Raw genomic sequence first — 23,950 nt, 5'->3', positions numbered from 1 at the left:
TTCGCCTGTTTAAAGCTGATCAATCCGATCAAACTTTCCAGCGATATCGCTTTCGGTCCAGTGGGGCACCCAGCCTTCCACGTTATCGAAAAAGCGTAGCGCAGTGAATTCAGGGGCAGGGCCCATATCAAACCAGTGGGGCGTATTGGCGGGCACGCTGATTAGGTCGTTGCGGGTGCACAGCACCTGATACACCTTGTCTTCAATATGCAGGCAGAACAGCCCCTGACCTTTGACGAAAAAGCGCACTTCGTCTTCGTGATGGCGGTGCTCGTTCAAGAACTTCTGGCGCATGGCGTCTTTTTCGGGGTGCGTGGGCACCATGTGCAGCACGTCAACCGTTTGGTAGCCGCCCTGGGCTTTTAGCCGCTCAATGTCATCCTGGTAGAGCGCCAGTATGTCATCTTGAGTTGCATCGTCAGCAATTTCGCCCGGCGTTGCCCAGCGCTCGAACAGCACGTTGACACGGTTTAGCTCGGCCTTGATTTGCTCGCCGTCGGTGATGTTGATCAATACGCTGTTCGGGTCTTGATCGGCAAATACTTTGAGTTGTGACATTAAGGCGCTCTCCGCTAGTGAATACTTGAACCGTTAAAGACTAAATCGTTAGAGATTGATCTCATCGAAGCTTGTCACCCAAGCGTGCTGTGTCCCTGCCTGCGTGCCTTCACGCACCAGCTGCAGTGTTTGCATGCCCGCCTGCTTGGCGGCGTCCAGCTCTTCTACTACATCGGATAGAAACAGGATTTCATCGGCGGGAAGCTGTAGCTTGCTGACAATATGCTGATACGCCGGGGCTTCGCGCTTGTGGCCAATATGGGTGTCGAAATAGCCGCTGAAGAGCGGCGTCAAATCGCCCTCTGTGCTGTAACCAAACAGCAGCTTTTGCGCTTGAACCGAGCCTGACGAGTAGACATAAAGTTGCTTCCCGGCGTCTGCCCACTGACGAAGGTGCGGGGCAACATCGCTATAAAGATGCCCTTTGAAAGCGGCGCGCTGATAGCCATCGGCCCATATCATGCCCTGTAGTGCTTTGAGCGGGGTGACTTTTTGGTCGGTCTCGATCCAGTAAAGCAGCGTTTCGATCACTTTATCCAGTGAGGCATCCGGTGCCTTGAGCTCATCGCGCACGGCGGCTATCTGCTCGGCTACATCAGGCTGGGCTGAATGGCTGTGAACGAACTCGGGCAACTGGTCATGAGCGTAAGGAAACAACACCTTATGCACAAAGCTGATATCTGTCGTAGTGCCTTCGATATCGGTGACCACGGCGCGAATGCTGGTGTTATCAAAATCTGGATGATTCATATCTGGGTTATTCATGATTTAGACCACCGACTCTCTTCAAGAACACAGGCAAGTAAAAACTCGATTGCCTCTAAATGGCGGCGACACTCGGCAATAGTGTTGCCCACGGCATAAATACCGTGGCCCACGACCAGAAAGCCCCATGGCATCGGCCAGCCAGTACGCACATGATCGGCCAGCTCGCTCATATCCTGAGAATTGGGCACAACCGGCAGGTTAATAGTAGCAGCGTGGGTCTGGTTGCCCTGAAGCGCCTTTTGCATTTCAAAGCCGCTTAGCTCAATACCCTCTGGAAAGCGACGCGACAGGGTGGTGCTGGCGACCGTATGGCTATGCAACACGCAGCCGATCGTTGGGTCCAAGCGGTAGAGCGCAGCGTGAAGGTCGCTTTCGGCGCTTGGCTTACCATCACCTTCAAGCACGCCACCGTCCAGGTTGCAAAGCAGCAGGTCGTTGGCCGTCACGCAGGTTTTATCAACGCCGGAGGCCGTCACCAGATAGCCGTTATCCGTGCGTGCGGAGAAGTTGCCGCCGGTGGCTGGGGTCCAGCCGTTGTGAGCGGCCCAGCCAATCGCGGCTAGCAGTTCGTCTTGTGAGGTCATTGTAGGGTCAGCATCGCGTCGCTTTCAAAGGCCTTTATTCTATATGATAAGCTTCGCGGCTGATAAGCCATGTGCCGCACCCGTTCTTGCAATCAGTACTCAAGGAGCCCCTGATGCCTCATCTTCAATCACGCAGTTTGCGGGTGTATGCCGACTCGCTTGAGTATCTGGATCAAACGCGCCTGCCGCAGGCCGAAACGTGGGTACGCTGTGCAAGCCCGGAGGATTGGCAGGTGGCGGTGAAAAGCCTGGCGATTCGCGGCGCGCCGTTAATCGGCCTGAGTGCTGCCTTTGTGCTGGCGCAGTATGCCGCGCAACATCCCGGGCAGGAGAGCGAGTGGCAGTGGGTTAGTGATCGCTTACGGGCAACGCGTCCCACGGCGGTTAATTTGATGTACTGCCTGGACGCCATGGAGGCCTGCTTTGCCCAAGGGCCGGATGCTTTGGCCGAGCGCGCTGCCGCGCTGTTTAAAGAAGACCGCGAGCTGTGTTTGCGCATGGCCGAACGCGGTGCGGATTTGTTGGCAGAGGGCGAGCAAGTGCTGACTCACTGCAATACCGGCGCCCTGGCGACGGCGGGTGTCGGCACGGCGATTGGCGCGCTGGCAGTGGCCAAAAAACGCGGGGTAACGCTGCATGTGTACGTGAATGAAACTCGCCCGCTGCTTCAAGGCGGCCGGTTAACCGCCTGGGAAATGGCCGACCTGGGTATTCCGTACCAGCTGATTGCGGACAGCATGGCCGCAAGCCTAATGGCCGCCGGTAAGGTGGATAAAGTGATGGTGGGCGCCGACCGCATCTGCGCTAACGGCGACTTTGCCAATAAAGTGGGCACTTACATGCTGGCGATTGTCGCACACTACCACCAGGTACCGTTCTACGTAGTGGCGCCGTACACCACGGTAGACAAGGCCTGCGCCACAGGTGCTGACATTCCGATAGAGCAGCGCGACGCCGCTGAAATACGTGGCGCCTCCGGTGCTTTTGGGAATGTCGTTTGGGCGCCGGAAAATGCGCCGGTGTGGAATCCTTCTTTTGACGTTACGCCAGCGTCTTTAGTAACCGGCTGGGTGCTGGATACCGGCGTGTTTGACGCCGCCGCTATCGCTCGCGGTGAGCACTGCCGGTAACAGCCGCTAAACTTAGCGGCTAGGCATCGCCGTTAGTTAGAATCACCGCCAGAAAGCCTTCACCGTAATCTTCTAGCTTGCGAGCGCCAACGCCGGAAATAGCGCCGAGTACCTGCAAATTTTGCGGTTTCTGTTCGGCCATTTCGGCAAGCGTGGCGTCGTGGAAGATAACGTAGGCAGGCACGCCCTGAGTCTCGGCAAGTGCCTTTCGGTGCTGGCGCAGGGCTTCCCACAAAGGGCCGTGGCCCTGCGTTGCCGAAGCGCCTTTACTGCCGCGTCGTACAGCTTTGGCCTTGCTCGGCTTACGCAGCGTCAGCGGCTGCTCGCCGCGCAGCACCGGCTTGGCGTTTTCCGTTAAGCGAATCCCGCCATGACCCTCCATATCGACGCTGAGAAAACCGCTCGCAATCAACTGGCGAAACAGCGCCTTCCATTCATTGGCCGAAAGATCACCGCCGATGCCAAAGGTGCTGATCTTATCGTGACCAAAGCGGGTGATACGCTCGTTGGTCTTACCCAGCAGTACGTCCACCAGATAGGTGACGCCGAAGCGCTGCTCGGTGCGATAGACACACGACAGCGCTTTCTGCGCTGCCACGGTGGCATTCCAGGTCTCGGGCGGGATCAGACAGTTGTCGCAGTTACCACAGGGCTCGTCTAGCGAATCGCCAAAGTAGTGCAATAGCGCCTGACGACGGCAGCTGATGATCTCGCAAAGCCCCAGCATGGCGTCGAGTTTCTGCTGCTCGATGCGCTTTTGATGATCATGAGCGCTGGAGTCCTGCTGCATCTGCCGCAGCGTAATCACATCTTGAAGCCCATAGGCCATCCAGGCATCGGCGGGCAGACCATCGCGCCCGGCGCGGCCGGTTTCCTGGTAGTAGGCTTCAATGCTTTTGGGCAGGTTGAGATGCGCGACAAAGCGTACGTCGGGTTTGTCGATGCCCATGCCAAAGGCGATAGTGGCGACCACAATTACGCCGTCTTCACGCAGAAAACGGGTCTGGTGGTGCTGGCGCTGCTCGGGGGGAAGCCCCGCGTGGTAGGGCAACGCAGTCAGTCCCTGACGTTCAAGCCAAGCGGCGGTGTCATCCACCTTGCGCCGGGAGAGACAGTAAACGATGCCGGCTTCGCCGCTGTGGTTCTCGCGGATAAAGCGAAGCAGCTGCTCGCGGGTGTTGCCCTGATTTTCAGCGATGTGATAGCGGATGTTGGGACGATCAAAGCCGCTGTTGTAAAGCGCCGCCTCCCCAAGCTGAAGATGATCTATGATATCGCCGCGGGTGGGCACATCGGCAGTGGCGGTCAGCGCAATTCTCGGCACATTGGGGAAGCGCTGGTGCAGCTGGGAAAGCTGGCGATACTCGGGGCGAAAGTCATGGCCCCACTGGGAAACGCAGTGCGCCTCGTCGATGGCAAACAGCGCAATGCGCATCTGCTCCAGAAGCGCCTGCATGCGCGCCGTGGCGAGCCGCTCTGGCGCCACGTATAGAAGATCAAGCTCGCCCGCCCGGAGGCGATTTTCCACGTCGACCGCCTCGTGATAGTCCAAGCTGGAATTCAGATACGCCGCCCGGACGCCGTTCTGAACGAGTGCTGCCACCTGATCCTGCATTAGTGCGATCAAGGGCGACACTACGACCGCAGTGCCTTCGCGCAACAGCGCAGGGATCTGATAGCACAGCGATTTACCACCGCCGGTGGGCATCAGTACCAGCGCATCGCCACCGGCAACGACATGATTAATAATCGACTGCTGCGGGCCGCGAAAGCTGTCATAGCCAAAGACGTCCTGCAACACCTTGAGGGCCGCCGGGTTGGGTTCGCCGTGCATCCACGCTCTCCTTTTTGCCGAGCGGAGATTGTCGCATGAAAGCCCCTTGCGCGTTTGCTTAGCGAATCCCGGCGCGCAGGAACGACTGCACAAACTGGCGCTGAAAAAGCAGGAAGGCAACCAGCAGTGGTGCAATGCTCAGCAGGGTAGCCGCACTCACGGTGGCCCAGTTAACGCCGGTTTCCGGCGCGGAAAAAATCCCCAAGCCCACCGTTAGCGGTCGGCTTTCCACCGAGTTGGTGACCACCAAGGGCCAGATAAAGTTGTTCCAATGGTGGCTGATCGATACCAGCCCGTAAGCCAAGTAGGTGGGCTTAGCCAGTGGGACATAAACCTTCCAGAGAATTTCGAGCCAGCTGCAGCCTTCAATGCGTGCGGCGTCCTCCAGCTCGCGGGGAATCGTTTTAAAGGTCTGGCGGAGCAGAAAAATACCCAGAGCGCTGGCCACGTAGGGCAAGCCAACGCCCGTGATGGTGTTGATCAGCCCCAGTTCGCTGGCGATGCGATAATTCTCCACGATCAGCACTTCGGGAAACACAAACAGCTGGATCAGCACCAGCATAAACAGCACGTTCTTACCGGGAATCGGAAAGCGAGCAAAGGCGAACGCGGCTAACGTGCACACCACAAACTGACCAATCACTACCCCCGTCACTAGCGCGAAGGTATTTAAGTAGTAGCGAGCAAAGGGCGCCTGAGACCAGGCATTAACAAAGTTGTCCAGCGTAAGCGGGGCGAAGAGCTCAAAGCGCACCATAAATTCGCTGGGATGGAACGCCGCCCAAAAGGCATACAGCAGCGGAAATACCCAAATAATCGCCAGCAACCATGCGGCTACCGTTTCCAGCGATGGCACTGAGAAGTACCTGGCACGTGGCGAGTAGGTGGTTGCGCTCATTGGTAGTGCGTCCTGCGGTCAAGAATCGTGAACTTCAGCGTTGCTACCACGCCAAGCACTAGCAAAATCACCACCGTAATCGTGGCCGCCGTGGTGCGGTCAAAGAAAGAGAAGGCGTTTTCATAGACGTAATACAGCAGCAGATTGGTGGCGTTATTGGGCCCGCCCTTGGTCAAAATAAATAGATGATCGACCACCCGCACGGCGTTAATAAGCGCGTTAATCAGCACAAATAGCGTGGTGGGCATCAGCAGTGGAAAGGTGACGCGCCAGAAGAAGCTCCAGCGGCGAGTGCCTTCAAGATCGGCTGCCTCTTTTAGCTCTGGCGGCATGCCCTGCAGTGCCGCCAGGTAGAAAATCATAAAAAAGCCGGCTTCTTTCCATACCGACATAACAATCACCGACCCGAGTGCCACGTTAGGATCGCCTAACCAGTTAACGCCAGAAAAACCTAACGCGCCTAAAAGCTTATTGAATAGACCAATTTGGGGAGCGTAGAAGAACATCCAGATATTGGCCGCGGCAATCATTGGCAGGATAGTGGGCGTAAAATATGCCATGCGCACAAAGCCGCGCCCGCGCAGCTTTCCATTGACGAATAGCGCCATTGCTAATGCCAGCGCGATCGAAGTGGGAATCGTACCTACTGCATAAACTAAGTTGTTGCGGGCTACCTTCCAAAACGTTGGGTCGTTGAACAGCACCTGATAGTTCTCAATGCCCACAAACTCAGTGGGCGCGCCGCGAAAGCCAGGCAAGAATAGGCTATTGATGACGGTGGTTACCGTGGGCAGGTAGGCAAAGGCGGTCAGCAGTATCGCGGCAGGCAGCAGCAAGAGCGCGCCATAAAGCTGCATTTTGCGATGAGCGGTTAAGGTCATAGATGAGTACCGCACGTTAGAAAAAGCCGGGGTGTGCCCCCGGCAAATTCGGTGGTATATAACGATCAGCGGGCGTAGCGACGCAGCACGCCTTCGGCTTCTTGTTGCGCTTGGCTGAGCGCTTCTTCTGGTGTCATTTGACCCGTTAATGCAGCTTGCACAGCGTTATCTAACGCCCGCCGCACACGGCCGCCTTGGTACGTTGAAAGCTCCGCAGTGCCGTGCTCAAGCTGATCACGCGCGACCGCCGCTGGCGCAAAATCTTCTACATAGCGTTGCAGCGCATCGGTCTCGTACGCCGCAGGGCTGACGCCCATATAGCCGGTTTCAATCGACCAGGCGGCGGCGCGTTCAGGGGCCGTCATCCAGCGAATAAACGTCATCGCCGCACGTTGCTCAGCTTCGGTTGAATCTTCAAAAATATAGAAATTGCCGCCGCCGGTAGGGCTGCCGCGCTGGGTATTCATGGGCAGCATGGCGACGCCAAAATCAAAATCAGCTTCGCTGCGTACGGCGGTTAAGTTGCCGGTGGTGTGCCATATCATCGCCGTCGATTGCTCAATAAAGTTCTGGCGCAGCGTACCCCATTCGATGGTTCCATCAGGCATGGCGTTATGCTCGCTGGCCAGTGACACCCAGTACTCCAGTGCTTCAACGGCGGCGGGGTCGTCAAAATACACCTCGGTGCCATCTTCACTCATCAGCCGGTGGCCATTTTGATAAGCGAACGCTTGGAACATCCAGTAGGGATAGCCGGTTGAGGGCACCATCACGCCCCACTGATCGCCGCCGGAGGCTTCGCGAACGGTAGCGGCCATTTCTGCCATCTCTTGCCAGTTTTCGGGAGGCGTTTCTGGGTCTAGCCCAGCGGCTTCAAAGGCGTCTTTATTCCAGAACAGCACGATGGTGGAGCGCTGGAAGGGGATGCCGTAGGTTTTTCCATCTAGCTGTCCATTTTCCATCAGGCCTGGGTAGAAGCTATCCAGCCAATCGCGCTCTTCATCTGTTTCGACCAGATCGTCGAAGGCAACGATGGCGTTTTGCTCAAGCAGCTCGTACAGGTCGATTGAGAACATGACCGATAGCTGGGGCGTGTCGCCGGCTTCCATCGCTGACATGGCGCGCACGCGGGTATCGTCATAGTTACCGGCGTATATCGCCTCAACGTTGATATCGGGATATTCGCTTTCAAACTCCTCGACCAAGTTATCCACAACGTCGGTGAGTGCACCGCCCACCGAGACCGGGTAGTACATGGTCAGATCGACGCTATCAGCGTTTACCTGTGCGGCGCTTAACAGGCCGGCTGTCAGTGCCGTTAAAGCGAAGGGCGGGCGCAAGCGCATACTAGACTCCTCAATCATCAGTGTTGGAACGAACCCACTCTCGGTGGGCGGGGAATGGTTTGCGGTGAGGTAGGAAAAGCGTTTGGTGTGAGGTCATGGCGGCGCAGGCCGTCGATACCAAAAAGGTGGGCATGCTCGGGCGCCCAGGCAAGACTGCAAAGGGGGTTAGTTAGGGTAAGTTTTCCGTTTATTCGCACTCGTAGTGCATGGCCGCCGACGGTGACATGGACGATAGTGTCGGCACCTAAATACTCTTCGCTAACAACCGTTGCCGGTACGCCATTGGCTGATACTGGGTGTAGCTCTATATCTTCAGGGCGGATACCCAGCTGCCCGCCAGTGGCTTCGAGGGGGGCCACCGACACGCTGGGTTCACCCGCAATAATGGCGCCATGTTCGCCGGCTATCAGCGGTAACAGGTTCATCGCAGGGCTGCCGATAAAGCTAGCTGCAAAGGCGCTCGCTGGGCGGTTATATAGCTCGTCGGGCGTGCCGTCCTGCACGATTTTGCCGTGCTCCATCAGAATCACCCGATCACCCATGCTCATGGCTTCGACCTGATCGTGTGTGACGTAGATGACGGTCATGTTCAGGCGACTCTGCAGCGCTTTGATTTCCCTGCGCATATCGCTACGCAGCCGTGCATCCAGATTGGAAAGCGGCTCGTCCATCAAACAGATCGGGTGTTCGGAAATAATCGAGCGCGCCAACGCCACCCGCTGGCGCTGGCCGCCGGAAAGCTGGGCAGGTTTACGGTTCAGGTAATCGGTTAAATCGACCAGTTCGGCAACTTTTTCCAGCCGTTCGCGCTGTTCCGCTTTGGGCACTTTGCGGCTGCGTAGGCCAAAAACGATATTGTCGGCAACGCTTAAGTGCGGAAACAGTGCGTAGGACTGAAACACCATGCTCAGCCCACGGTCCCCTGGCGGCAAGCGCGTGACATCGCGCTCACCAATCGTAATGCGTCCGCTGCTGGCTTCTTCCAGGCCAGCGATCATCCTCAGCGTGGTGGATTTCCCACAGCCGGAAGGCCCTAGCAAAATGACGAATTGCCCGGGAGTCACATCAAAAGAAATATCATCGACCGCCGTGGTCGCGCCCCAACACTTGGCGACGCGTTCCAGGCGGATACGCGATTGGCTCATAACTCTCATCACCAGCTGTTGGTTGTTATTGGTTCAGCTTGGGTTGAAGGTGTTGCCATTACATGACACTTATATGGATGGTTGATTACGTTGGTGGTGTCAAGGGAATACTTGGTTTGGTGATTCTGGTCTCGTCGCTCGTAAGCCTGCGCGCTACGCTGGATTGTTCAAACGCTCAGCCCGTGGGTTAAGCGTTTTTTTATGCCTAATGTTCAGGCATGAGCCTTAGGCATCGGATAACGCCGCGTCGATTTCCCGGCTTTAACCACCTGCCCCGGCACATCATGGCCGATAAGGTCGGGAAGGGTGGCCGCGACTTCCAACAGTGCATCCAGGTCGACACCGGTATCGACGCCCATGGTTTCAAACATATGCACCAAGTCTTCGGTGCATACATTGCCCGTTGCGCCGGGGGCGAAGGGGCAGCCGCCTAGCCCGCCGAGTGCGGCATCGAAGCGCGTGATGCCCGCCTGCCAGGCCGCTAGGGCGTTTGCTAATCCCATGCCGCGTGTGTTGTGGAAATGCAGCGTAAACGGCGTTTCTGGCCAGCGCTCAAGAACGGCTTCGCAGAGCATGCTGACCTGGGCGGGGTTGGCCATGCCGGTAGTATCGCAGAGCGTGATGCCCTGAATACCCAGTGCGATAAGCTGTTCAACCAGTTCTAGCACCCGGGCTTGCGGCACATCGCCTTCAAATGGGCAGCCAAAAGTGGTCGAGAGAGAGGCGTTGATAAACACGCCGCTATCTTTACTAACATCCAAAATCGCAGCGAATTGCTCAAGAGATTGCTCTGGCGTCATGCGCAGGTTTGCCAGCCCGTGGCTATTGCTGGCGGACATGACAAGATTAATCTCATCCACTTGGCAGGCTAATGCCCGCTCGGCACCCTTAACGTTAGGCACCAGTACGGTGATATCGACGCCTTCTCTGCGCTGAATGCCGGTCACTACTTCGGCCGCGTCATGCAGATTGGGAATCGCTTTGGGTGAGGTGAACGAGGTCGCCTCAACGCGCCGCAGGCCGGTGGTGGAGAGCGCATCGATCCAGCGGATTTTCTCTTCTGTTGGTACATAACGCGCTTCAATTTGCAGGCCGTCCCGCGGGGCGACTTCATTGATCTCTACCTTTGCAGAGCAGGGCGTTGGCGGGCTCATTGTGCTGTGCATCGTGTTCTCCTAAGCCTTATATGTGTTAGATAATGCCCGCTTGGCGCAGCTTGACGCGGGTGTCGTGATCAATGCCCAGCTCATCCAATACGTCGTCAGTATGCTGACCCAGCGCGGGGCCACCGTTGCCGAGCCGCCCTGGGGTCGCGCTCAGCTTGGGCAGTACGCCCGGTACTTTTAGCGCTTTACCGTTGGGGCGGTTAAAGGTTTGAATCATTTCTCGCGCCAAATAATGCGGGTCAAAGGCAATGTCTTCGGCGGTGTAGGGGTAGCCTGCGGGTACGCGGGCGTCATCTAGGGCTTGCAAAATAGCATCCCGAGGACGTTCTTCAGTCCACGCTTGAATAGCGGCGTCAATCATGTCGGCTTGCTGGCTGCGGCCGTCGTTATGGGTCAGCGCTGGGTCGTTGCCAAGATCATCGCGGCCAATGACGCTCATTAAGCGCTTGAAGATACTGTCGCCGTTGCCCGCGATGAGTACATAGTCACCGCCCTGGCAGCGATAAGCGTTCGAAGGGGTAATGCCGGGTAAAGCGCTGCCGCTGGGCTGACGAACCTGGCCGCTGGCATCGAACTCTGGCAGCAGGCTTTCCATCATCGCGAACACCGACTCATACAGCGCAACGTCAATTTCCTGGCCCAGGCCACTGCGATTGCGTTCCTGAAGCGCCAGCAGCGTACCAATCACGGCATAAAGCGCGGAAAGCGAGTCTCCAATGCTCACGCCTACGCGTACGGAAGGCTCGCCCTGCTGGCCGGTGAGGTAGCGCAGCCCGCCCATGGCTTCGCCAATCACGCCAAAGCCGGGCTTGTCGCGGTAAGGCCCCGTTTGCCCATAGCCTGAAATATGCACCATGATCAGCCGAGGATTGAGTTTAGAGAGCGCTTCCCAGCCTAGCCCCCAGCTGTCTAAGGTGCCTGGGCGAAAGTTTTCCACCACGACGTCGGCTTCGGCGATAAGTTGACGCACCAGCGCCTGGCCTTCTTGGCTGCGTAAATCCAGTGCTACCGAGCGCTTGTTACGGGTTTGCACGTGCCACCACAGCGAAGTGCCATCTTCAATCATTCGCCATTTGCGAAGTGGGTCGCCGGTGCCCGGCGGCTCGATTTTAATCACGTCTGCGCCAAACTCACCCAGCAGCTTGGTGGCGAAAGGGCCTGCAATGAGTTGACCAAGCTCAAGAACCTTCAGGCCCTGTAGCGGTAGCTGGCGTGCAGTGGGAGCGTTCATGGGGCTTTCTCTTGTGATTGGATTCATTACAGATTGTCAGCATGCGCGAGCGATTTGCGGCCGACAATTAGACAATGGGTAACAAAGGTTTCGTAGACGACGAAGGTCTGCGCTAGCATAAGGCCGTTGTCTTACCGGGAGATTCTTATGCGCCGCTTTGATTTTGTCACTCTTAAGCTCTTTATCTCCGTGGCGGATGAGGGGCGCCTGACAGCGGCTGCGGAGCGCGAACACTTGGCGCTTGCCGCCGTGAGCAAGCGGATTAGTGATCTGGAAGTGTTGGTGGGCGCTAAGCTGCTGTACCGTCGCCCCAGAGGCGTTGAGCTAACGCCTGCGGGCCAGGCGTTTTTGCACCACGCCCGACGTATTCTGGATAACATTGAACGCCTGCATGCAGAGCTGAGCGAGTATGGGGAAGGCGTGCGTGGCCACGTGCGCATTCACTCCAATACCTCAGCGATCATTGCGTTTCTTCCCCAGGACCTCAGCGCCTTCTCGCGGCTCTATCCCGAAATTAAAATCGACCTGCAGGAGCGGGTCAGCAGTGAAATCGTTGCCGCCGTGCGTGACGGGCTGACCGACATCGGTATTTTTGCTGGGCATGTGGCGGCGCCTGACCTTCAGCGGCTCTCGTATCGACGAGACCGGCTCGTACTGATGACGCCCAAGGGCCATCCTCTGGCTGAGCGTGAAAGCATCGCCTTTAGTGAAGCGCTTGAGTTTGATTTTGTTGGCTTGCAGCAAGACGCGTCGGTGCAATCGTTGTTGAATGAGCAGGCCAATATGACGGGAAAAGCGCTAAGAATGCGCATTCAAGTGCGTAGCTTTGACGCTATATGTCGCATGATTCATCACGGTATGGGCGTTGGCGTGCTGCCCGAACAAGCCATTTATCGCGACCTGGGTGATCTGCAGCTGAAAAGCATCCCGCTGAGCGACTCGTGGGCTCAGCACGAACTGGTGATTGGCATACGTCGCTATGCAACGCTGCCCGTCACGGCCCGGCATTTGGTTGACCACTTAGTGGGCGACAGCGCCCATTCGGTGCTTATCGAAGATTAGGCATGCTCTAGCGGCTTCGTATTTCGAGAATGCAGGCTCTGAATGATTAGGCGTTAAATAGTCTGCAGCGTTCACGTCAGCGTACTTTAAGCCAGCGGCGTTATTCATCTTTGGTCGTATGGCAGAGAGGGCAGGGGTAAAATAACGCGCTATAGGGGCGTTTCTAGCCATCGTATTATACGAAGGCAGCCTTCTTGAACGTCGATTTGAGCCCGTTGGCGGCTTGTTTCAAGATTGAAGTAGCGTCACTAGGACTCGTTATAAGAACGATCACAATAATGACACCCCATAACGACAACCGTAGAGAGTCATCGCATGCGGAAACAATTATTTGCCACGCTGGCTACCCTTGGAATGTTAACGGCGGCTCCCTTCGCCCTCGCTAATCCCATCGAAATTCAAGTCAACAACACCATGAGTGAAGGCGGCTCGGAAAGTGCCGCGGTGGAACGTTTCGCTGAATATTTAGAAGAGCAGGCGCCGGGCCGCTTTGAGGTGCGTCCTTTTTTGGCGGGATCCCTGGGCGGTGAAAACGCTATTTTGGAATTGCTGAATCTTGGCCAGACACAGATCTCCCTGACCGGCGGCAACTGGCGCCAGCAATATGCGCCTGAATATGATGCCATCACCGTGCCTTTTTTGTTTACCACCTGGGACGAAGTGGACGCCTATATAGAGACCCCTTCTGGGCAGGCGTTAATTGAAAAGGCGGAGAGCCAAGGCGGTCTTAAATTCTTCGGCACCCAGCATCGCGGCCCGCGTCATATGACGGCCAATAAAGAAATTAATACGCCAGAGGATCTTGCCGGATTCCGCCTTCGCCTGCCTTCGTTGCCTATTTGGCTAGAAGTGTGGGAAGAAATTGGTGCGCAGGTCGTCAACGTACCGGCACCGGAAATTTATCTGGCCATGCAAACCGGCCAGGTCGACGGTCACGAGAACTCGCTTTCATCGCCCTATACGCGCCGGCTGTGGGAAGTGCAGGACTACCTGATTTTGACCAGCCACGTACAGTTCCCCTGGAGCTGGGTAGCCAGTTCGCGCTGGTGGGACGGTTTGGAAGCGGAAGATCAGGCGCTGATTGCAGAGGCCATCGATGTGGCCCGCGAGTATGGCTCAGAGCAAGAGCTTGAACTGGATAAATATTATCTAGAAGCCCTTCAAGAAGAAGGAATGACGGTCATCGAGCCTGATATTGATGCCTTCCGCGAAGCGGCGATGCCCGCCATTGATCGCGTTCTTTCTGAGATGGCCGACGGCGTTCGCGAAGATGCGCTGGCTAGCGAAAGTAACTAATACGCACCTGAAGCCAACAGCGGCGGCCCATTGGGCCGTCGTTTTATTTTTATATGTTGATAAATGTCGGGGAGTCTTCCTGTGAATCACGTGGTTCCGCCCAGTAACGGGTTCGATCGAATAGCTTTCTATACGTTGCGCTGGGTAACCCGCCTTTGCGATGGGGCGGGCGTGGCGTTAATGGCCGCTATCCTACTGCTTATTGTGGCGGCGGTTATTGCGCGTGACCTGCTGGGGCTTGGTATGCCTTGGACCGAAGAGGTCGCGTCTATGATGGCGATCTACGCGATTGGCTTTGGATCGCTATCGGCCTGGGTGCGCAGCGAGCATCTGGTAGTCGATTTGTTTAGCCATAAGCTTTCGGGGTTAGGAAAAAGCCTTCAGTATCGAGCCACTGCACTGATTTCCTGCGGCTTTTTTGCCCTTGCCGCCTGGGGCGCATGGATCATGTCGGATATGAGCGCCAACAATAAAACGGTCTCACTGAGTATTAGTTTCAGCTATCTCTATTACGGTATTTTCTTTAGTTTTGCAGGCATGGCGCTGATAGCGGTGTGGCAAACCCTGCGCGGCCCGGTCGCGTGGTTGGAAGTACGTGATGAAGAAGAGCGTCCAGAGGAGTTAGCTCAGCCATGATGGAATTACTGATTTTTGTCGGCGGGCTATTGATACTGATGGCCATTGGCTTGCCCGTGGTGGTGGCCATTGGCGTGACGTCGTTTATCGCGCTGGTGGCGACCGGCACCGGTGGGCTGCCCGTTGAGCTATTGCCGCTGCGGATGGTGCAAACGCTCAACAACTTTACGCTGCTGGCGATTCCACTGTTTATTCTCGCCGCCAATATTATGAATGTCGGCTCGACGACCACGCGCATTTTCGACTTCGCGACCGCGCTTGTCGGCTTCACTAAAGGTGGGCTTGGCCACGCTAACGTGGTGGCGAGCTCTATTTTCGCGACTATGTCAGGCACCGCCGTAGCGGACGCTGCGGGGCTTGGCAGTATTGAAATCAAGGCCATGAAAGAGCGTGGCTATGCGCTGGATTACTCCACGGGCATTACCGCTGCCTCAAGCGTTATTGGGCCAATCTTGCCACCCAGCATTGCGCTAGTCGTGTATGGCTGGCTTGCTAACGTCAGCATTGGTGGTCTGTTTATGGCGGGGCTTTTGCCGGGTATTTTGATGGCGCTGCTGCTGATGGGCATGACGGTGCTGCTTGGCGCCACGGGCAAGGTCGTGATGCCTAAACCTAAGCCGTTTGATGCCTGCGAAGTCGCTCGCACCGGCAAGCGTGCGATTTTGCCGCTAATGATGCCTGCAATCATCGTGGGTGGCATTTGGGGCGGCTTCTTCACGCCGACGGAAGCGGGCGCGATTGCCTCGCTGTACGCCATCATTCTGGGCGGTGTGATTTACCGTGATTTGAACGGGCGGGATCTTTTTAATGCTTTCCGCAGAACATTAATGTTCAGTGCGGTTATTCTGCTGATTATTGCGGTTTCCAGCTTCTACGGCTGGATACTGGTGCGTATGGGCATTCCCCAGGCACTGGCCGGGCAGGTCGCCAGCGTCGATATGCCCACGGTGGCGCTGCTGCTGTGTTTTGCGCTGTTCTTTCTGCTCATTGGCTGCTTTATGTCAGTGATTGAAAGTATTCTGATCTTTACGCCGATTGTGGTGCCGGCTGCGCTGAGCGCTGGATTAGATCCGGTGCATTTCGGCATTGTGATGGTGATTACACTGTCCGTTGGGGTAATCACTCCCCCGTTTGGCACGGTGCTGTTTTTAATGGTGGGCATTACGCGATTGCGCTACGGTCAGGTAGTGACCGCGATACTGCCTTTCTTGCTGCCGATTATAGCCACTATTTTGTTGCTGATAGCCGTGCCGGGCTTGGCCACGTGGCTGCCAGATCTCATGGGTTATTAAGAGCTTAAGGCGAGTGTTTTAGCCGCCATCAAAATAAAAAGGAGCCAGTATGAACATGCCTCAAAATGTGTTTAAACAGCAGCTGTTAGCGGGCCATCCCCAAACGGGGATTTGGCTCGGGCTAGCGAGCGCTTACTCAGCGGAAATCGCCGCCACCGCTGGCTTTGACTGGCTGTTGCTAGATGCCGAGCACGTTCCTAATGATCTGGGCAGCCTGCTTGCTCAACTGCAGGCGCTGGCGCCCTATAACAGCCACCCTGTCGTGCGCCCGCCCACGGGCGATACCGTGCTGATCAAGCGCTATTTGGATATTGGCGTACAGAACTTACTGATTCCCATGGTAGAAACGGCCGAGCAAGCCGCTGAACTAGTGGCGGCAACCCGCTATCCGCCCCACGGTGAACGTGGCGTTGGGCATGTGCTGGCGCGCGCCTCGCGCTGGGGGCAGATGAAAGACTATCTGGCCCGCGCGGATGACGAGATTTGCCTGATGCTGCAGGTAGAGAGCCAGCAGGCGCTGGATAATCTGGAGGCCATCGCCGCAGTAAACGGGGTCGACGGTGTGTTTATTGGGCCTGCCGATTTGTCGGCGTCAATGGGGCATCTTGGCAACGCCGGCCACCCCGACGTGGAAGCGGCGATTAGCGATGCTATTCACAAAATTCGCGCAGCGGGTAAGGCGGTAGGGATTGTCACGGTGGACGAACAGGCAGCCCGCGGCTACCTAGATGCGGGCTGTACATTCGTTGGCGTGGGGATCGATGCTCTGCTGTATGCCAATGCCTTGCGCGGCCTGGCAGAGCGGTTCAAACGCTAGGGTTTGTATGAACGCTGAGCGAAGGACAGGCAAGCGCTTTGGACGTGCGTTCTGCGCTTGCCTGGCGGGGTCGTTAATCTGCGGTTGGCAAAATCCTTCCAGAATTCATCAGCCCCTTAGGATCAAACAGGGCTTTAACGCCGCTGATGAGCTCGCGCTCAAGGGGCGATAGCCGAGCCAAATAAGGCGCTTGTTTGGTGCGGCCAATGCCGTGTTCGGCACTGATACTGCCTTGGAAGTCATCAAGCACCTCAAAAAGCCGCTCTTCCAGGTCATGTAGATGGGCTTTTTTATCGGCGTCAGCCATGGCGCTGGGCGGCAGAATGTTAAAGTGCAGGTTGCCGTCACCGACGTGCCCATAGGCAATGATTTCGCACTCGGGTGAGGCGGCCATGATGACCTCGCTCGCCTGCGTGACAAATTCTGGAATCGCTGAAATGGGCACGGCGATATCGGTGCGTAAGTGCTCGCCGCGCCGACGCTGACCTTCCAGCATACTCTCGCGAAACTGCCACAGCTGGGCCGACTGGGTATCGCTGGCGGCCAGCGCGCCGTTAAGCACCAGCTCACGCTCCATGCCTGTTTCCAGCAGCTGTTCCAGCATCGTCGCTAAATCTACCGGCCCGGTGGCGGCAACTTCCATGAGCACGTACCAGGGGTAGGCGCTTTCCATGGGGTCGCGAAGCTCCGGCGTTGCTTCTATGGCCAGCTCAATGCAGCGGCGCGGAATCAGCTCAAAAGCCGTCAGCAAATCGCAGCAGTCGCGGCGTGCTAAGCCGTATAGGTCGATAACCGCCTGAACGGAGGGCAGGCCAAGCAGCGCGGTGCGGTTTTGAGTCGGGCGAGGTGAGAGTTTTAACACGGCGCCGGTGACGATGCCCAGGGTGCCCTCGCTGCCTAAAAACAGCTGCTGAAGATCGTAGCCACGGTTGTCTTTGTGTAGGGCGTTTAGGCCCTCCAGCACGCGCCCATCGGGAAGCACCACTTCCAACCCCAGCACCAGCTCACGCATCATTCCGTAGCGCAGCACGTTAAGGCCGCCTGCATTGGTAGCAATGTTGCCACCAATCTGACAACTGCCCTGAGCGCCGAGTGAAAGCGGAAAATCGCAGTCATGCTCGGCAGCGGCTAGCTTGACGTTCTCAAGGATGCAGCCAGCGTCCACCGTGATGGTGAAGTTGACCGGATCAATAGCCCGCACGTTATTCAAACGCTCCAGGCTGATCACCAGTTCCTGGCCGTTCGCGGCGGGCAATGCGCCCGCCACTAGGCCGCTGTGGCCACCCTGGGGTGTCATTGCGATCCCTTGCTGATAGCAGCGCCTGACAACCTCCGCAACGTCAGCGGTATTCGCCGGACGAGCCACGGCCAGGGGCATGCCTAGCGTGTCGCCCGCCCAATCGCTAACGTAGCGCGCCATCGCATCTGGTTGGCGTATTAAACCGCGCTCGCCAAGCAGGCTGGCGAGCTCGTTTAAAAAGGTGGTGATTGCTGTCATTAGGCCTCTTCCTGCCAGGCAGCGCCATCTGGGAAACAGTGCTGTGCTTGCGACTGAGCATGCATGGCAATGCTGTAGCCCGGCGCTTCGGGCACCTGATAACGTCCGCCGCGAATAACGACGGGGTCAATGAAGTGTTCGTGAAGATGATCCACATACTCCAGAACGCGACCCTCAAGGCTACCGGATACCGCAATGTAATCGAAAAGTGAAATGTGCTGGGTGTATTCGCATAGCCCAACGCCACCGCCGTGAGGGCAAATTGGCACGCCGAACTTGGCTGCCATCAGTACCACCAGGATGACTTCGTTGAGCCCGCCCAGGCGTGCCGCATCGAGCTGACAGTAGTCGATGGCATCTGCTTGGAAGAACTGCTTAAACATCACTTTGTTATGGCAGTGCTCGCCGGTAGCAACGCCAATAGGCGCAACGCGGTGGCGAATTTCGGCGTGGCCGAGAATGTCGTCAGGGCTGGTGGGTTCTTCGATCCACAGCGGGTCAAATTCTGCCAGGCGGCGCATTTTAGTGATCGTTTCATCGACGTCCCATACCTGGTTGGCGTCCATCATCAGCACGTTATCCCAGCCAATTTCTTCGCGCAGCAACGCTGCGCGGCGGGCATCCTCTTCGATATCGCCGCCAATCTTTTGTTTAAAGTGCGTCCAGCCTTCCGCCAGCGCTTCTCTGGCTAAGCGGCGCACTTTCTCGTCGCTGTAGCCCAGCCAGCCCGATGAAGTGGTGTAGCCCGGATAGCCGTCGCGGCGCATTTCGTCTTCACGCTCTGCTTTGCCGGATGACTGGCGGCGCAGCAGGCAGATCGCCTCTTCCGGCGTGAGTGCATCGGTAACGAAGCGAAAGTCGAGACAGCGCACCAGCTGCTCTGGGGTCATATCCACCAGCAGTTTCCATACCGGTTTGCCTTCGTGCTTTGCCCACATATCCCACACGGCGTTGACGATGGCGGCGGTGGCTAAGTGAATCGCACCTTTATCGGGGCCGATCCAGCGGAGCTGGCTGTCACCGGTGATTTCTCGCCAAAAGCTGCCCATTTTGTCGGTGATGGACGCCAGCGAGCGCCCTTCAATTAACGGCGCGAGTGATTGTACGGCGGTAACCACTATTTCGTTGCCGCGGCCGATAGTAAACGTTAAACCGTGCCCTTCGGGGCTGCCGTCATCGGTATGCAGGATGACGTAGGTGGCCGAGTAGTCGGGCGCTGCGTTCATGGCATCCGAACCGTCCAGCGTGCGCGACGTGGGGAAGCGGATATCCTTGATCTCGACACGAGTTATGGTTGTCATTGTGCTCTCCTAATCGGTGATATGAGTGACGTAATGCTTAGCGGCGCGCGAGGTGGCGCATCAGTTCGCGAATGCCGTAGGTCCAGGGCGGCAGCTGATCGCTTCGGCCTACCGTATTGACTAAGGCACCAAGGGACGGTGTGGCGATGGTGACGCGATCGCCTAGGTGGTGGGTGAACCCCTGGCCTTCGCCGTCGCGGTCCTGAATCGGTGAGAACATGGTGCCGAGAAACAGCATGAAGCCGTCAGGATACTGGTGGTGCTCGCCGATAGTTTGGCCCACTAGGTCCAGCGGATCGCGGCTGATCTCGCGCATATCGCTTTCACCCTGCAGCAAGAAATCATCGTCCTCGCCTTCAATGCGCAGCGATACCTGGCAGTTGCGCACGCTATCCATATTGAAGTGATCGTCAAAGAGTCGGATGAATGGCCCCAGCGAGCAGGAGGCGTTGTTATCTTTTGCTTTGCCGAGCAGCAGGGCGCTGCGGCCTTCAACGTCGCGCAAGTTGACGTCATTGCCTAGCGTGGCGCCGCGCACCTGGCCGCGGCTGTCTACCGCCAGGACAATTTCCGGCTCGGGGTTATTCCACTGCGAGGACACATGCAGGCCGACCGGGGTGCCAAAGCCCACCGAAGACAGCGGCTGTGCTTTAGTGAACACCTCGGCATCGGGGCCAATGCCTACTTCCATATACTGCGACCAGCCACCGCGGGCTTGCAGCGCTTCTTTGAGCGCCATCGCTTCGGCAGACCCTGGGGTAATCTTGGAGAGATCGGTGCCAATCAGCGCCTGCAAATCATCGCGCAGCGCCACGGCCCGAGCCGGATCACCGCCCGCTTGCTCTTCGATCACCCGCTCTAGCAGGCTAACGGCAAAGGTGACGCCGCAGGCTTTAACGGCCTGCACATCGCAGGGCGCAAGTAGATAGGGTGCGGTTGGCGAGGGCATCTGGGAGTTGGCGAGTAGCGCCTCGACGCTACCGATTGACGGTCCTTCTGCGCGTTGCACGACGGACAGCACATCATCGCGTTCCAGCAAATCAGCCATGGTGGGGCCATACGCGGTGATATCGATGACCTGGCCAGCGTGAACGGTCACCAGTGCGGGGCCGGGATGCGTGCCATCCAGCCAAGCGCGGCCAACGAGCAGCGCTTTGTCTAGATCATGGGGAAGAGAGTCAGTCAGGGACAGTGGGTTCATGTGCGCCTCCAGCAGCGTTGAACTAAAGATGTACTAGTGATGAGCAACGAGTGGTTGGTGCATCATCACCTATCATGTTATGGATATTGTGTTGTATGACAGGTATGCCAGTTCATGGCTCACTTTAGCGCACCGTCCGGTTTCGGGTCGATAGTTAAATATGCCTAATTGAGATCGATTTCGCTGAATACTGCTTGAAAAATAAAAGTAAAAATCGTTAAGGAGAAGGTCATGTTAGATGAGTGGAAAGGCAAGCGAGTCCTCATCACCGGCGCCAGCCGTGGAATCGGTGCGGCGGTGGCTAAGCAGCTAGGTGCGCTGGGTGCCCATGTGGCGGTGCACTATCACAGCAGTGAAGCGCCCGCCGAAGCGGTGGCCAAGGCTATCCGCGATGCAGGGGGTGAAGCCTTTACCCTTAAAGCGGACGTCAGTCATTCCAGTGAAACGCAACGGCTTGTCGATGAAGCGGCCAAACGCCTGGGCGGGTTGGATCTGCTAATCAATAACGCCGGTGACATGCTGGGCCGGGTAGGCTTAGACGAGATGGACGATGACCAGTATGACCGGGTGATGGATCTCAACGTGCGCTCGGTGATCATGGCCAGCCGCGCTGCGCTACCGCATTTTCGGCGCGCAGGAAGCGGCAATATCATCCATACCACGTCTATTGCTGCACGCAATGGTGGTGGCGGTGGTGCAGGGCTTTATGCCTCGGCCAAGGGGTTTGTGAGCACGGTGACGCGTAATATGGCGAAGGAACTGGCCGGCGAGAATATCCGCGTTAACGCCGTCGCCCCCGGTACGATTGCGACCGATTTTCACGAGCGCCACTCCAGCGAGGCGCATTTAGCCGCGGCACGTGCATCGATCCCTATGGGGCGATTAGGCACGTCCGAAGAGTGCGTAGGGGCTTATGTGTTTCTCGGAACAGACACGCTGAGCGGCTATGTGACGGGTCAAATCATTGAGGTCAACGGTGGGCAGCTAATGCCATGAGTATGTCATTGCGTAGTAACCCAGGCGCTAAGTGTTATGAGATTGCGATCACCATGGGCGACCCTGCGGGTATTGGCCCGGAAATTATTTGTCGCGCGTTAAAGGCGATGTCTAGCGCCGACCGAGCCAGTGCCATCGTGGTGGGAGATCCTGCTATTTATCGTCGTGCAGCGGTCAGTGTCGATGCTGAGCTGATTTTTGTGCCGCTCGACCAGCCATCCAGCGGTGATCACTGTGTCGCTATCAGCGTGGTGGACGTGCCGATGGGTGCAGATATTCCCGATGGCCAAATCAGTGCGGGCGCAGGTGATATGGCTTTTCGTTGCGTTCAGGCGGCGGTGAGCTTAGTGCAGTCAGGCCGGGCGCAGGTGATTGTCACTGCGCCGTTAAACAAGGCGGCGCTGCATGAAGCAGGCCACCATTACGATGGCCACACCGGCATGCTGGCAGCGCTGACCGGTGCGCCCTCATCGTTCATGCTATTGGCCTCAGAGACGCTTTCGACGCTGCATGTTTCAACGCATGTATCGCTGCGAGAGGCGATTGATCGAGTGACGCCTGAACGTATTATTGCCACCGTCGAGGCCGGCAATGCTCACTTGGTTGCGCTGGGGCTAAGCGCGCCGCGTATCGCCGTTGCAGGGCTCAATCCGCATTGCGGTGAAGGGGGGATTTTTGGCGATGAGGACAGCCGCTGTATTGCGCCTGCGGTGGAGCGTCTACGCGAGCGTGGCTTTGATGTAAGCGGCCCTATTTCTGCTGACACGGTGTTCTACCGAGCCTCGAAAGGCGAGTTCGATCTAGTCGTTGCTCAGTATCATGACCAGGGTCATATTCCGGTCAAGCTCATCGCATTCGATACGACGGTGAATGTCAGCCTAGGCCTGCCGTTACAGCGTACCTCAGTGGATCACGGCACCGCGTTTGATATCGCCTGGCAAGGTAAAGCGGATGCTACCAACATGCGGTCCGCGATTGCCTATGCTCGACGTCTCGCCAGTGGCAGACATTCGTGAGCCTCTGCCAGCTAGCCATTATTGCCGACGATTTGTCGGGTGCGCTGGATGCATCAGCGCCCTTTGCCGCACGGGGAGCCGATGCCCGAGTGGTTGTCAGTCTAGAAGCATTAGCAGCGACGCTTGATGTGTGGCAAGGGCAGTGGCCAGCGGTCATCGCCGTGAATACCGAGTCGCGCCATTTGCGGGCCGATGAAGCGGCGTTGCGGGTTGCTAAGGCGGTTCGTCTATTGACACAGGTAAGCCCGCAGCAATGGTTTAAAAAGGTGGATTCAACCTTGCGTGGCCAGGTAGTTGCCGAGTGTCGAGCATTACAAGAAGCCATTGGGTATCCACTGCTATTGGCGCCAGCGGTGCCGTCTCAAGGGCGCATTGTGCGCAACGCTGAAGTCTGGGTTGATGGCGTAAACTTGGCCAATACGGCTTATCAGCAGGATGCGCGGTCATCGCCTCTATTGGGTCCTATTGATCATGCGTTTGCTACAGGGGGACTGGCGTTACAGCGCTATCGCCTTGAGGAGGGAAACACGCTTCCTCACGAGAGCTGCATTGTCGATGCCAGCAGCGACGAGGAGCTCGCCGCGCTTTACGATGGCGTGCTGAAGCTCAAAAGCTCGCGCGTCATGGCCGGCGCGGCGGGGTTGGCTATGGCCATTGCGCAACGTTGCTTTGGAGCTCCCTGTGCTCAGGTTCGGTCACTGAGCGGGATAAAATCGGTGCTGTATGCCGTTGGCTCCCGGGCTCCTCGTGCGGCGGAGCAGCTTGAGTCGCTGTGCCAGCAGTTACCCGACTTAGCGATTATTGAGGCGTGTGCTACGTCGCATGATCACCTTAGTGTCGAAGCGTGTGTCATCGTGCCTAGTGACGATGGAACCGTGCGCACAGCGATTGAAGTGGCCGATGCAATGGCGGCCCAGGTGGCTGGCATTATCTCAGCCTGGCACGACGAAGATGAGCACCTGCAATTTCTTACCGGTGGCGATATCGCTATGGCAGTGCTCTCCCTGCAAGGCGTTCGTTATATCACCGTTGAGACTGAGTGGTCGCCGGGGGTGGCATTAGGATGTTTGGATGGTGATTCCCACCGCAGAGTAATGACTAAGGCGGGCGGCTTCGGCGACTCATCACTACTCGTTCGTTTGCATCAACAGCTTAACCTGAGCGGTGAGTCGAGCTAAGCACACAAAATAACGACAGCAAAATGCTAGTCGAGTGGTTGCGTAATTGAGGGTCACAGGCTAGGTTTCAATCTGGTGGTATGATACGTATACAGCAAGATGGTCGGTTTCATCGG

23 protein-coding genes are annotated in these 23,950 nt (G+C 57.1%); 10 read left to right on the top strand and 13 right to left on the bottom strand.

Annotated elements, in window-relative coordinates; translation table 11 throughout:
- Positions 1-9 precede the first annotated feature (9 nt).
- Genes KUO20_RS14155 through mtnB form a run of 3 tightly spaced genes read right to left on the bottom strand, consistent with a single transcriptional unit; the run spans position 10 to position 1,910 of the window.
- Positions 10-558, bottom strand: coding sequence for a 1,2-dihydroxy-3-keto-5-methylthiopentene dioxygenase (locus KUO20_RS14155; RefSeq protein ID WP_235040477.1), 549 nt, complete (start codon positions 556-558; stop codon positions 10-12).
- Between the two features lie 48 nt (positions 559-606).
- Positions 607-1,323, bottom strand: coding sequence for an acireductone synthase (gene mtnC, locus KUO20_RS14150; protein WP_235040476.1), 717 nt, complete (start codon positions 1,321-1,323; stop codon positions 607-609).
- A complete protein-coding gene (mtnB, locus tag KUO20_RS14145) occupies positions 1,320-1,910 on the bottom strand; it encodes a methylthioribulose 1-phosphate dehydratase (RefSeq protein ID WP_235040475.1) in 591 nt (196 codons plus the stop codon). The genes mtnC and mtnB overlap by 4 nt, the downstream gene beginning before the upstream one ends.
- 113 nt (positions 1,911-2,023) lie before the next feature.
- Here mtnB and mtnA point away from each other — a divergent pair, with 113 nt between their 5' ends.
- The gene (mtnA, locus tag KUO20_RS14140) at positions 2,024-3,040 is read left to right on the top strand and encodes an S-methyl-5-thioribose-1-phosphate isomerase (RefSeq protein WP_235040474.1); all 1,017 of its coding nucleotides are present in this window, start codon (positions 2,024-2,026) and stop codon (positions 3,038-3,040) included.
- A 19-nt stretch (positions 3,041-3,059) separates the two neighbouring features.
- Here mtnA and recQ read toward each other — a convergent pair whose 3' ends face one another.
- From recQ to KUO20_RS14115, 5 genes are all read right to left on the bottom strand, one after another.
- Positions 3,060-4,874, bottom strand: a complete 1,815-nt coding sequence (gene recQ / locus KUO20_RS14135) for a DNA helicase RecQ (RefSeq protein ID WP_235040473.1) — start codon at positions 4,872-4,874, stop codon at positions 3,060-3,062.
- 58 nt (positions 4,875-4,932) lie between these two features.
- On the bottom strand, positions 4,933-5,772 hold the full coding sequence (locus KUO20_RS14130) for a carbohydrate ABC transporter permease (RefSeq protein WP_235040472.1): 840 nt from the start codon (positions 5,770-5,772) through the stop codon (positions 4,933-4,935).
- Entirely contained in the window at positions 5,769-6,653 is an 885-nt protein-coding gene (locus KUO20_RS14125) for a carbohydrate ABC transporter permease (RefSeq protein WP_235040471.1), read from the bottom strand. The genes KUO20_RS14130 and KUO20_RS14125 overlap by 4 nt, the downstream gene beginning before the upstream one ends.
- 65 nt (positions 6,654-6,718) lie before the next feature.
- On the bottom strand, positions 6,719-7,999 hold the full coding sequence (locus tag KUO20_RS14120) for an ABC transporter substrate-binding protein (protein ID WP_235040470.1): 1,281 nt from the start codon (positions 7,997-7,999) through the stop codon (positions 6,719-6,721).
- 17 nt (positions 8,000-8,016) lie between these two features.
- On the bottom strand, positions 8,017-9,144 hold the full coding sequence (locus KUO20_RS14115; RefSeq protein WP_235040469.1) for an ABC transporter ATP-binding protein: 1,128 nt from the start codon (positions 9,142-9,144) through the stop codon (positions 8,017-8,019).
- A 62-nt stretch (positions 9,145-9,206) separates the two neighbouring features.
- Here KUO20_RS14115 and KUO20_RS16790 point away from each other — a divergent pair, with 62 nt between their 5' ends.
- Entirely contained in the window at positions 9,207-9,335 is a 129-nt protein-coding gene (locus tag KUO20_RS16790; RefSeq protein WP_273543290.1) for a hypothetical protein, read from the top strand.
- Between the two features lie 21 nt (positions 9,336-9,356).
- On the opposite strand, the gene KUO20_RS14110 is transcribed toward KUO20_RS16790, so the two are convergent.
- Positions 9,357-10,298: a hydroxymethylglutaryl-CoA lyase gene (locus tag KUO20_RS14110; protein ID WP_235042489.1), complete on the bottom strand. Its 942-nt coding sequence runs from the start codon at positions 10,296-10,298 to the stop codon at positions 9,357-9,359.
- 37 nt (positions 10,299-10,335) lie between these two features.
- Positions 10,336-11,541: a CaiB/BaiF CoA transferase family protein gene (locus KUO20_RS14105; RefSeq protein WP_235040468.1), complete on the bottom strand. Its 1,206-nt coding sequence runs from the start codon at positions 11,539-11,541 to the stop codon at positions 10,336-10,338.
- A 147-nt stretch (positions 11,542-11,688) separates the two neighbouring features.
- On the opposite strand from KUO20_RS14105, the gene KUO20_RS14100 reads away from it, so the two are divergent.
- The 5 genes from KUO20_RS14100 (at position 11,689) to hpaI (ending at position 16,644) form a co-directional block, all read left to right on the top strand.
- Positions 11,689-12,603: a LysR family transcriptional regulator gene (locus KUO20_RS14100; protein WP_235040467.1), complete on the top strand. Its 915-nt coding sequence runs from the start codon at positions 11,689-11,691 to the stop codon at positions 12,601-12,603.
- A gap of 315 nt (positions 12,604-12,918) precedes the next feature.
- Positions 12,919-13,899, top strand: coding sequence for a TRAP transporter substrate-binding protein (locus tag KUO20_RS14095; RefSeq protein ID WP_235040466.1), 981 nt, complete (start codon positions 12,919-12,921; stop codon positions 13,897-13,899).
- Positions 13,900-13,980: 81 nt separating this feature from the next.
- Positions 13,981-14,535 carry a TRAP transporter small permease gene (locus KUO20_RS14090; protein ID WP_235040465.1) on the top strand — a complete coding sequence of 185 codons (555 nt, stop codon included), beginning with the start codon at positions 13,981-13,983 and terminating at the stop codon, positions 14,533-14,535.
- Positions 14,532-15,827, top strand: coding sequence for a TRAP transporter large permease (locus KUO20_RS14085; protein WP_235040464.1), 1,296 nt, complete (start codon positions 14,532-14,534; stop codon positions 15,825-15,827). Before KUO20_RS14090 ends, KUO20_RS14085 begins: the two co-directional genes overlap by 4 nt.
- 49 nt (positions 15,828-15,876) lie before the next feature.
- Complete coding sequence (gene hpaI / locus KUO20_RS14080; RefSeq protein ID WP_235040463.1) at positions 15,877-16,644, top strand: 4-hydroxy-2-oxoheptanedioate aldolase; 768 nt, start codon at positions 15,877-15,879, stop codon at positions 16,642-16,644.
- Between the two features lie 73 nt (positions 16,645-16,717).
- Here hpaI and KUO20_RS14075 read toward each other — a convergent pair whose 3' ends face one another.
- The 3 genes from KUO20_RS14075 to KUO20_RS14065 are packed head-to-tail and all read right to left on the bottom strand — an operon-like array spanning position 16,718 to position 20,644.
- Positions 16,718-18,142 (bottom strand): FAD-binding oxidoreductase, encoded by a 1,425-nt coding sequence (locus KUO20_RS14075; RefSeq protein WP_235040462.1) that lies wholly within the window; start codon positions 18,140-18,142, stop codon positions 16,718-16,720.
- Entirely contained in the window at positions 18,142-19,443 is a 1,302-nt protein-coding gene (locus KUO20_RS14070; RefSeq protein ID WP_235040461.1) for an L-fuconate dehydratase, read from the bottom strand. Before KUO20_RS14070 ends, KUO20_RS14075 begins: the two co-directional genes overlap by 1 nt.
- Before the next feature lie 37 nt (positions 19,444-19,480).
- Positions 19,481-20,644: a fumarylacetoacetate hydrolase family protein gene (locus KUO20_RS14065; RefSeq protein ID WP_235040460.1), complete on the bottom strand. Its 1,164-nt coding sequence runs from the start codon at positions 20,642-20,644 to the stop codon at positions 19,481-19,483.
- Positions 20,645-20,875: 231 nt separating this feature from the next.
- Here KUO20_RS14065 and KUO20_RS14060 point away from each other — a divergent pair, with 231 nt between their 5' ends.
- The 3 genes from KUO20_RS14060 to KUO20_RS14050 are packed head-to-tail and all read left to right on the top strand — an operon-like array spanning position 20,876 to position 23,834.
- Positions 20,876-21,640, top strand: coding sequence for an SDR family NAD(P)-dependent oxidoreductase (locus tag KUO20_RS14060; protein WP_235040459.1), 765 nt, complete (start codon positions 20,876-20,878; stop codon positions 21,638-21,640).
- Entirely contained in the window at positions 21,637-22,656 is a 1,020-nt protein-coding gene (gene pdxA, locus KUO20_RS14055) for a 4-hydroxythreonine-4-phosphate dehydrogenase PdxA (RefSeq protein WP_235040458.1), read from the top strand. Before KUO20_RS14060 ends, pdxA begins: the two co-directional genes overlap by 4 nt.
- Complete coding sequence (locus tag KUO20_RS14050) at positions 22,653-23,834, top strand: four-carbon acid sugar kinase family protein (protein WP_235040457.1); 1,182 nt, start codon at positions 22,653-22,655, stop codon at positions 23,832-23,834. The genes pdxA and KUO20_RS14050 overlap by 4 nt, the downstream gene beginning before the upstream one ends.
- Positions 23,835-23,950: the final 116 nt, after the last annotated feature.

This window comes from Vreelandella profundi (genome assembly GCF_019722725.1).
Lineage (GTDB): Bacteria > Pseudomonadota > Gammaproteobacteria > Pseudomonadales > Halomonadaceae > Vreelandella > Vreelandella profundi.
The sequence above is the reverse complement of the archived record's forward strand: the minus strand, read 5'-3'. Positions and strand labels throughout refer to the sequence as shown.

Excerpts from the sequence above, each read along its gene's own strand:
- mtnA (WP_235040474.1), top strand. The coding sequence starts at position 2,024 with ATGCCTCATCTTCAATCACGCAGTTTGCGGGTGTATGCCGACTCGCTT.
- KUO20_RS14060 (WP_235040459.1), top strand. The coding sequence starts at position 20,876 with ATGTTAGATGAGTGGAAAGGCAAGCGAGTCCTCATCACCGGCGCCAGC.
- KUO20_RS14155 (WP_235040477.1), bottom strand. The coding sequence starts at position 558 with ATGTCACAACTCAAAGTATTTGCCGATCAAGACCCGAACAGCGTATTG.
- KUO20_RS14075 (WP_235040462.1), bottom strand. The coding sequence starts at position 18,142 with ATGACAGCAATCACCACCTTTTTAAACGAGCTCGCCAGCCTGCTTGGC.
- KUO20_RS14110 (WP_235042489.1), bottom strand. The coding sequence starts at position 10,298 with ATGAGCCCGCCAACGCCCTGCTCTGCAAAGGTAGAGATCAATGAAGTC.
- recQ (WP_235040473.1), bottom strand. The coding sequence starts at position 4,874 with ATGCACGGCGAACCCAACCCGGCGGCCCTCAAGGTGTTGCAGGACGTC.
- KUO20_RS14120 (WP_235040470.1), bottom strand. The coding sequence starts at position 7,999 with ATGCGCTTGCGCCCGCCCTTCGCTTTAACGGCACTGACAGCCGGCCTG.
- KUO20_RS14100 (WP_235040467.1), top strand. The coding sequence starts at position 11,689 with ATGCGCCGCTTTGATTTTGTCACTCTTAAGCTCTTTATCTCCGTGGCG.
- KUO20_RS16790 (WP_273543290.1), top strand. The coding sequence starts at position 9,207 with ATGACACTTATATGGATGGTTGATTACGTTGGTGGTGTCAAGGGAATA.
- KUO20_RS14130 (WP_235040472.1), bottom strand. The coding sequence starts at position 5,772 with ATGAGCGCAACCACCTACTCGCCACGTGCCAGGTACTTCTCAGTGCCA.
- KUO20_RS14085 (WP_235040464.1), top strand. The coding sequence starts at position 14,532 with ATGATGGAATTACTGATTTTTGTCGGCGGGCTATTGATACTGATGGCC.
- pdxA (WP_235040458.1), top strand. The coding sequence starts at position 21,637 with ATGAGTATGTCATTGCGTAGTAACCCAGGCGCTAAGTGTTATGAGATT.
- KUO20_RS14115 (WP_235040469.1), bottom strand. The coding sequence starts at position 9,144 with ATGAGCCAATCGCGTATCCGCCTGGAACGCGTCGCCAAGTGTTGGGGC.
- mtnB (WP_235040475.1), bottom strand. The coding sequence starts at position 1,910 with ATGACCTCACAAGACGAACTGCTAGCCGCGATTGGCTGGGCCGCTCAC.
- hpaI (WP_235040463.1), top strand. The coding sequence starts at position 15,877 with ATGAACATGCCTCAAAATGTGTTTAAACAGCAGCTGTTAGCGGGCCAT.
- KUO20_RS14065 (WP_235040460.1), bottom strand. The coding sequence starts at position 20,644 with ATGAACCCACTGTCCCTGACTGACTCTCTTCCCCATGATCTAGACAAA.
- KUO20_RS14105 (WP_235040468.1), bottom strand. The coding sequence starts at position 11,541 with ATGAACGCTCCCACTGCACGCCAGCTACCGCTACAGGGCCTGAAGGTT.
- mtnC (WP_235040476.1), bottom strand. The coding sequence starts at position 1,323 with ATGAATAACCCAGATATGAATCATCCAGATTTTGATAACACCAGCATT.
- KUO20_RS14125 (WP_235040471.1), bottom strand. The coding sequence starts at position 6,653 with ATGACCTTAACCGCTCATCGCAAAATGCAGCTTTATGGCGCGCTCTTG.
- KUO20_RS14070 (WP_235040461.1), bottom strand. The coding sequence starts at position 19,443 with ATGACAACCATAACTCGTGTCGAGATCAAGGATATCCGCTTCCCCACG.
- KUO20_RS14095 (WP_235040466.1), top strand. The coding sequence starts at position 12,919 with ATGCGGAAACAATTATTTGCCACGCTGGCTACCCTTGGAATGTTAACG.